This window comes from Gilliamella sp. BG1 (assembly GCF_046635625.1).
GTDB lineage: Bacteria > Pseudomonadota > Gammaproteobacteria > Enterobacterales > Orbaceae > Gilliamella > Gilliamella bombi.
The window spans coordinates 38,775-47,404 of sequence record NZ_JBIDFG010000010.1 but is presented as its reverse complement, the minus strand read 5'-3'; the positions used below and the strand labels follow the sequence as shown (position 1 = coordinate 47,404).

At 37.1% G+C, this 8,630-nt stretch carries 4 protein-coding genes and 1 pseudogene; 3 read left to right on the top strand and 2 right to left on the bottom strand.

The window, feature by feature from the left end; genetic code table 11:
• The 3 genes and pseudogenes from ACGH80_RS06725 to ACGH80_RS06715 form a co-directional block, all read left to right on the top strand.
• Positions 1-1,598: pseudogene (locus ACGH80_RS06725) on the top strand (hypothetical protein); the annotation flags it as partial.
• A gap of 814 nt (positions 1,599-2,412) precedes the next feature.
• The gene (locus tag ACGH80_RS06720; RefSeq protein ID WP_411630731.1) at positions 2,413-3,276 is read left to right on the top strand and encodes an RNA ligase family protein; all 864 of its coding nucleotides are present in this window, start codon (positions 2,413-2,415) and stop codon (positions 3,274-3,276) included.
• Positions 3,273-4,415 carry an AAA family ATPase gene (locus ACGH80_RS06715; protein WP_296302533.1) on the top strand — a complete coding sequence of 381 codons (1,143 nt, stop codon included), beginning with the start codon at positions 3,273-3,275 and terminating at the stop codon, positions 4,413-4,415. The genes ACGH80_RS06720 and ACGH80_RS06715 overlap by 4 nt, the downstream gene beginning before the upstream one ends.
• 139 nt (positions 4,416-4,554) lie before the next feature.
• Here the strand turns inward: ACGH80_RS06715 and citG are convergent, their stop codons facing one another.
• The gene (gene citG / locus ACGH80_RS06710; protein WP_065636796.1) at positions 4,555-5,448 is read right to left on the bottom strand and encodes a triphosphoribosyl-dephospho-CoA synthase CitG; all 894 of its coding nucleotides are present in this window, start codon (positions 5,446-5,448) and stop codon (positions 4,555-4,557) included.
• A 99-nt stretch (positions 5,449-5,547) separates the two neighbouring features.
• The gene (locus ACGH80_RS06705; RefSeq protein WP_411630730.1) at positions 5,548-8,571 is read right to left on the bottom strand and encodes a DNA translocase FtsK 4TM domain-containing protein; all 3,024 of its coding nucleotides are present in this window, start codon (positions 8,569-8,571) and stop codon (positions 5,548-5,550) included.
• Between the last annotated feature and the right edge of the window lie 59 nt (positions 8,572-8,630).

The following is an 8,630-nucleotide window of genomic DNA, read 5'->3' as shown; positions in this document are numbered from 1 at the left end:
AGGCACAAGGCACAAGGCACAAGGCACAAGGCACAAGGCACAAGGCACAAGGCACAAGGCACAAGGCACAAGGCACAAGGCACAAGCTAACCTACGTCTTAAATTTATCTAATAACCCTATTCGACGAGTTTTTGCACGAAACTCATTTATATCTTCGAAATTATCCATAAAATTATTTTCAAAAGTTCCATTGGTATTAGCGCTATTGTTGTTATTGCCGTACTCCATAGAATCGCAGGCTTTGTCGGCAACGACTTCTGAGCGCATTCACGGTACTGCGCCTTATTTAACTTTTGATGGCGGTGTTACTAAAGTGACTAAAACAGATGACTTATTAACTATTAAATTATCAAATGGACGAACATTCACACCGCAAAATAATCCTTCATCATCGACAGTTCCAATCGAGTTACCTAACATAGGGGATACTTTGGCTAATATCGATATGATAGTCCAGCCAGCTGATTCAGTGAGCTTAAATGATTTGGTGACACAAGGTAAATGGGGCGATGATGATGGTGATAATCAGGTAACGGCAATGGGGAATATATCGGTATCATTTATGGATAAAAATGGTAATACCGTTAGTCGTCGTGATGCTTTAGATATTTGTAAGGCACCTTATAAGATAACATTAAGTAGTACGGGAGGTAGTTTAGCAACGCAGTATGGCGTGCCCAAAAGTAGTACTTTCAGTGAAGGTACTGCGGTGTATTATATCACTCCGCCGCCACAACCAGTTATTTGTTCGGTCAGGCCGAATTTGCTATATGGTGGTACGACTGGTATCGATTCTAACGACAATCCTAAATTCGCTGGTCCATCTAGCATATGGAGTACTACTAAAGGTTTTCTAACTCAATCTACAAGTTCATCATCTTACGATTTAAATTTCCCAACTACAGGTGCGCATAATTTATATTTTGATTTACTCATAACTGGAGTAGATATAAATGAATTGACATGGGCACCTGTCACGCATGAGGGAATCACTGCAACAGTGACCAATGTTGTGCCTAATGATAGGTGGATTCCTAATTGGGATAAGGGAAAAGCCGTAGCTCGTGTTAAGCTAACAGGTCCAGAGGCAAGAAATCAATGGAACAATCCTAAACCTAATCAAATAGCTAAGCCAAGGTTACCGAAGACCTTTGAGTTAGTGGGGAGGGATCGTAGTAATAATGTAGTGGTGAGGTATGGATTTAAGTTAAAGCAGTGGTTTGTTAACCGAGGAAGTAAATACGATACAGTTTCTGTTCAAACAACATGGTGTAGTCGTTTGGGGTATCGTCTTTCGCAGATAAGAGATTTAACCAATGCAGTCAGAACAGCTAGTGTTCCTATTTCTGGCGCCACACCGCCTTCAGTTTGGAATGGTTACCAGCGTCGAATTGGAGCTGGATTTTTCACGGAGTGGGGTTACATGTCTCATTATGCTGATGCGGACTTCGCCTACAGCACCCACTCCCACTATGGTTACTGGATGAGTGATGCCATATCTAACAGTCAGTTTTATGTCTACTCCGACACTGGCTATATCAATAGCAATAACATGGGTGCCACCTTCGGCTATTATGCTGTTTGCACCACACCTTAGTTTTTAGCTTTTATTACTTAATCCTTAGGGCGAAGGGGCGATTTTGGTACAAATAGAGGTAATCTAACAAAGAATCCAGCCCCCGCTCAGTTGGACGCTGAGCAGGTATGACTGCATTAATGACTGAAAGTCAAAAAATGCTCCCGACCGACTACGCATAGGCATGGTTGGCATTAAAAGGGTAAGTTTTAAATGTAATTTGTTCGGTAATGTTTCGGATGTTGACTCTAGCGTTATTTATTTTCCCAAAGGTTAAAACGTCCGAAACTTAACCTCATCCACATAGACTTTACTTAAATACAAAATCCCCAAAAACGGACTATAATTATTTAATTCCATTAAAAAATAACCAATAAAAATTTAATAAAATCAATTTAATATCTAAGCTGTTTTATAGAAAAACATTTCGATTTTTCACAACACTTAAAGGTTAATATAGTCATTAATCTAGCATTAGAATAAGCCCAGAGCTGATAAAGGGCTGTAGCAAAAATAGTCAGTTAGAGTGTTGATTTTATTTGTATTTTTTGCAAAAACAAATAATTTATAATTAGTTATTTCCATAAATGATTATTTATTATAATTAAACTTGACAAAGCATGAGCAACTGTTGATAATAGCGCCGTTTTTTTAACCTGAATTTTTTGTTATAGCGAGGTGGCAAAATGCCTGTAGTTAACACTTTATCTTAATGCCGACTTGGTATCTTCTATCATATTGTCTTTTGCTTAGTATTATCTAAGCCCCTTCGTTGCAATTCAATCTATAGATTTTTGCCTTGTCGGTTTTCCCTTATTTTTTTGGAGAAAACATTATGACAATGGAATCTTATATTCAAAATTTAGAATTAATTAAATATCCACGAACACCGCACCTAGAAAGCTCACGCTTACAGTTTGGTGATAGTGAACATGGACAACGTCCTTATAAGCAATTAGCTGGTCAATATATTGTTATTGAAGAAAAACTTGACGGTGCAAACTGTGCTATCAGTTTTTCAGCTAGTGGTGAGCTGTTGCTTCAATCTCGAGGACATTACTTAATAGGTGGTTCACGAGAACGCCAATTCAACCTTTTAAAGCATTGGGCTTGCGTGCATGAATATTGGTTACTTGAGCGTTTAGAAGATCGCTATATTCTTTATGGTGAATGGTTACACAAAAAACATGCTATTTTTTATGATGCTTTACCGCACTATTTTTGCGAGTTTGATATTTGGGATAGACAACAAAACTGTTTTTTATCTACCCTAAAGCGACATCAATTATTAGCTGATGGTCCTGTTTTATCGGTGCCTGTGTTGTTTGCAGGGATTGCACCTTCTAAATTGAGCGATTTATTGGCGTTAGTCAAACCATCTTTGGCTAAAACCGCTAATTGGCGTACTTGCTTTGAACAAATCGTGATACGTGAAAGGCTTGACTTAAGCAAAGCTTGGCAACAATGCGATAACTCTGACTTGATGGAAGGGTTATATCTTAAAATCGAATCGGAAGAACAAACCATTGATCGATTAAAATGGGTTAGGCAGGATTTTGTTCAGGCGATTTTAGATGCAGGGCAACATCATAGTGAACAGCCTTTTATTCCAAACCAATTGGCTCAAGGTGTTGAGTTATATACACCTCAATTAACAGTGAATTGGAATAATGGATGCCTAAACGGGGGTAAATTATGAATTACCAAGTACTAAAACAACAAATAGCAAGTACGTTGGCAACAGATGATTTTAGCCCATGGTTAACCTGTATTCCTGAATTGAATAGTTTAATAATAACGCCACAAGATCCCTCGCATCATGGAGAGGGGAACGTTTGGGTTCATACGCAAATGGTTGTGCGTGCATTATTAACGCAAGAAGAGTTTACCAACGCAACAGAAGATGAGCAGTTTGTATTATTTATGACTGCTTTATTACATGATATCGCTAAGCCAGAAACCACCGTCATAGATGAGTTGACAGGTAAAATTACACAACCAAGGCATTCCAAAAAAGGCGAGATCCGTAGTCGTATATTATTATGGCGAATGGGGGTGCCATTTGATTTGCGGGAACAAATCTGCCGAATTATTAGTGTACATCAAGTGCCTTTTTTTGCTTTAAGTGATGGCGTAAGAAATAAATCACCCGAATATTTAATTCACCGCTTATCGTGGCAATTGCCTATTTGGATGTTGTGTTTGCAAGCTAAAGCAGATATGGAAGGTCGTATTTGTGCTGATAAACGCCGAGCGCTTGATGAAGTTGAACTCTTTAGGCAATTGGCACTTGAAGAAGGGTGTTTATATCAACCTCGCCAATTTGTTGATGATTATACTCGTATCGAATATTTTCGAGGTAGTAATGTATTACCCGATTATGCATTATATCCTCAAGAAGGATCTAAGGTGATTATGCTAGCTGGTTTACCTGCATCGGGTAAAAATAGTTGGGTGAGTAAACATTATCCAACATGGGATGTTGCTTCTTATGATGATGCTAGATCTGAGCTAAAACTAAAGCACGGTGAAAACGAAGGGCTGGTTATTCAGTTTGTGTTAGCAAAGGTTAAACAGTGGTTAAGAACAAAACAACCTTTTATTTGGAATGCGACCCACTTATCGCAAGAAATGCGTCAAAAAGCACTCGATTTGCTTTATGCTTATCATGCGAATGTGGAAATTGTCTATCTTGAACAACCAGAAAAAGAGTTGTATCGCCGTAATTCAGCACGAGATACTACGTTGCCAAATAAAGCAATTCAGCGGTTATTAAATAAATGGGAAGTTCCATTACCGACTGAAGCACATAAGGTGAGTTATTTTATTAATCAATAATTATTACTCATCTTTGGTTATATTAATTGGGGCCGATATTAAAGCCCCAAAATTAATTGGAGAATAGTGTTAAATATTAAATTCTGTTATTTTTAATTACTTTTTATATCAATAAATCTTATCTTTTTATTGTCTTGTTTTATCCATTATATTGAGACAAAAACCAAGTAATCGCAATTAAATCCGCTGATCCGCCAGGGCTTAAATTACGTTTTATTAATTCACTATCAAGATGATATAAATTTTCTCGTACTTTGGGATTGATTACGCCACCTTGTTTGATGAGTTTTTTCGCTTGTTCTTGGACAAAGGTCAAGCCATCAAGTCCACCTCGTGAAACTACATTAGTGTCTTGATTAAAAGCAAGTAAATGTAACATCGCTTGTAATAAGCAAGTTTCTTCATCATAGCCGTTCTTTTGCATTTGTTGAAAGATAGGCAGTGAGATATTTCTAACTGTTGCATAACCTGATTCTGCTTCTCCTCTTGCTCCTGTAAGGTTATGGAGTTTAAATAGCTTTTCACCAACAGAATTTGTTAGATTATTTTGTTTTAGCTCGCTTTGAACAATGCCTTGGCAAATGGATGAAACTTCGTTACAAATGCTTTGTATATTGATTGGTAAGTTTAATTGCTCTAACTTGCCAATAGCGCCGAGCAACAAACCAAAGGCAAATATCCCGCCTTTATGAGTATTAACTTGATTGGTGGCTTTAAACATCGCTTGTTCGCAATTAATACCAATTGGTCTAATGCCAGCTAAAAAAAGTTGATTTTTATGCAAAGCTGATGTTTTACCATATTGGTAAAAACGTTCAAACCAGACACAAATAGCACTAATACTTTGAATAAAGGTTTGGAAATCCATATCACGATGTGCTCCACTATTATTCATATCAACTAATCCGGGTTTTGGTGATAAGCAAATTTCTTTGATTAATGCTTTAGTTGCTAATTGCGCTGGTAAACATCGGTTAGGGTCATTATTGAGTTGTAATTCTAATAATGCTACTTGCTGAGAATAATCACTCATTACTATTGGTTACCTATAGGGATTCGATTTAATTAATTTGCATGATGCTATGATGTAAACACCAAGCCACTCTTTTAAATGGATTGGTGTGTGATAAAACTAATAATCGTTATGTGTTGATACAGCTAGTACTTCCCGATTTCCATTATGGCTTGGTGCGCTAATAATGCCTTCTACTTCCATTTGTTCGACAATTCGGGCTGCTCGGTTGTAGCCAATTCTAAATTTTCGTTGTACGCTAGAGATAGAAGCTCTTCGTGTTTCTATGACAAAAGCAACAACTTGGTCAAATAATGGATCGAGTTCTTCATCTGACGAGTTGGAATTGCCATTTTCGCTATCATCGGTCGCAACTGTGACATTTTCAACGTATTTTGGTGTGCCACGTGCTTTCCAATCTTGCACAACGGCGTGCACTTCTTCATCACGCACAAATGCACCGTGAACACGAATTGGAATGGAGCTATTAGGGGCTAAATAAAGCATATCCCCCATACCAAGTAATGATTCTGCTCCCATTTGATCTAAAATAGTACGAGAATCAATTTTGCTTGATACTGTAAAAGCGATACGAGTTGGTATATTCGCTTTGATTAAGCCCGTAATGACATCCACCGATGGACGTTGTGTGGCTAAAACTAGATGAATACCTGCTGCTCGCGCTTTTTGAGCAAGCCGAGCAATTAGTTCTTCGACTTTTTTACCGACAGCCATAATCAAATCAGCAAACTCATCGACCATGACCACAATATAGGGTAATTTTTCGAGTGTTGGCATATTAAGATCCATACTATCAGTTGGTTTCCAAAGTGGATCGGGAATTGGTCTGCCCATTTGTTCTGCTAGTTTTATTTTTTCGTTATAACCAGCAATATTACGCACACCTAATGCTGACATTAGACGATAGCGTCGTTCCATTTCGTTAACACACCAATTTAATGCATTAGCGGCATCTTTCATATCAGTAACCACTTGTGTTAATAAATGTGGTATTCCTTCATAAATAGATAACTCTAGCATTTTGGGGTCAATCATAATAAACCTGACATCTTCAGGTTGCGATTTATATAAAATGCTTAAAATCATCGCATTAACACCAACTGATTTACCCGAGCCAGTAGTTCCAGCAACAAGTAAATGAGGCATTTTAGCAAGATCAGCAACCACTGATTGCCCAGCGATATCTTTCCCTAATACGACAGTTAACGGCGATTGAGCATCTTTAAATTGAGGGCTGTCTAAGACTTCTCTAAAATAGACTGTTTGACGATTTTTATTGGGCAATTCAATACCTACATAAGGTTTTCCCGGAATAACTTCAACTACACGAACCGATGGCATTGATAATGATCGTGCTAAGTCACGATCTAGCGTTGAAATTCGTGCCGCTTTGATACCTGGTGCAAGTTCAATTTCAAATCGAGTAATCACCGGTCCCGGTAAATAATCAACCACTTTTGCCTTCACTCGATAATCCGATAAACTTTTTTCAATCAGTTCCGACATTGCGTTTAAGGCACCATGATCGACTTCGATTCGAGCTGTTGGTGGCGTAGTTAATAAGTTCAGTGACGGTAGTGGCGTAGTCGGTTTAGGTAACGGTTTATCATTACGTCTTAATAACGGATGAATTAAGCTATCTTCGTCATTTTCATTGAAATGATTATGTTGAATATCTTCAACACGATCTTCTTCAGGATAGATATCGTCAATAATTGGATTTGCTTTTTTTAGCGCTTCAGTGTCAACATATTCTAGTTGCTCTACGTCTGCTTTCACTTCTTTTATTTCAGTTTCAGTCTCTGTATCTGTTATGTTTTCTATATCTTCTATAGATGCAGTGTCTTTTGTACTTGTAATAACCTGTGGTTCTTGAATAAATGGTTGTTTGGTTTCAGTTGTTTCTATAGCTGAAAGGTTGATGGATGATTCAAACGGTGTTTGTTCATTAGTAAAATTAATTTTGGGTTCGTTGTGTACTGATGTAAACAGTGGTTTACTTGGTGCATCTGAAATTGTGTATTTTTCTGGTTCATCGAATGGTAGTTTTTCTTCTGATTTTTGTGTTTGTATTACCTGTTTTATTTGTTCTATTGATGAAGACAAGGTTTGCTCTTGCTCTGGAGTAGCTTTGTTTCCATTCATGTTTTGAATAATTGATTCAAGGCGAGATAAAATCTCGTTAGGATCGAGCTCTTTATTTGGTGGATTATCACTTGTTAGGGGCGCTGTTGTTGACTGCGGTACTTGAGTATCTTTGTGGGATGATTTGATTAATTCATCGGTTGTTTTTATTGAGATTGTTTTATCGTCAGCCGATATGATGGTATTTGCAGTCTGATTTTGAGTTGTTTCAACACTAGAGATAGTATTTGATGTTGGAATGATATTGATATCATCATCTGATTTTTTATCTAGTTTTGTATCAAAAGGTATTGTAAATTGAGGATCTTTTATTTCCTCATCAGTCTGTGCTATTGGTTTCTCGTTTAGTGAATCTGGTTGTTTAAGTTTATTGGCTGTGCGAGGCTTAATTAACCATCTAATCGGTAGTAGTAAAATCATGACAAAAGCACCTAATTTTTCAATTAGATTCAACCATGATAATCCAGTTAATAATGTGACACAGGCCAAGCAAGTTCCAAGAAGAATTAAGGATAAAGTAATACTATCTATAATTGGTAAAAGGCTTTCGATGACAATCGCACCTAAATAACCGCCCGCTTCAAATTGTTCAGAATCAGCAATATTTAAAGCAAAAAATCCTGTAGCACTAAATATAAATGCTAACACACCAATAATCCGAAATGAGAGACTAAAGTAGTTTATAGGATCATTAGCATGTTTATAAAAATAAACGATTGACTGTAAACAAATAAAAATAGCGATAAAAGGTAGGCTATAAGCAATAAAGCCTAAAAATTGAAAAAGAACGTCACAGATGTATGCACCAATATAACCGCCAAAATTACTAATAGGGTAGTGCCAAGCTGTACGAGACCAACCTGGATCGGATGGATCGTAACTGAATTGCGATAGAAATAAACAAACAGATAAACCTATTATTGTTAGTAGAATCAATTGAGTGATGATCTGTTTTTTTGTAATTTTGGGCTTTTTCAAACAAGTACCTAAAAACTATTGCTATTAAAATAGCTGGCATTTTATCATAAATTGTGCTT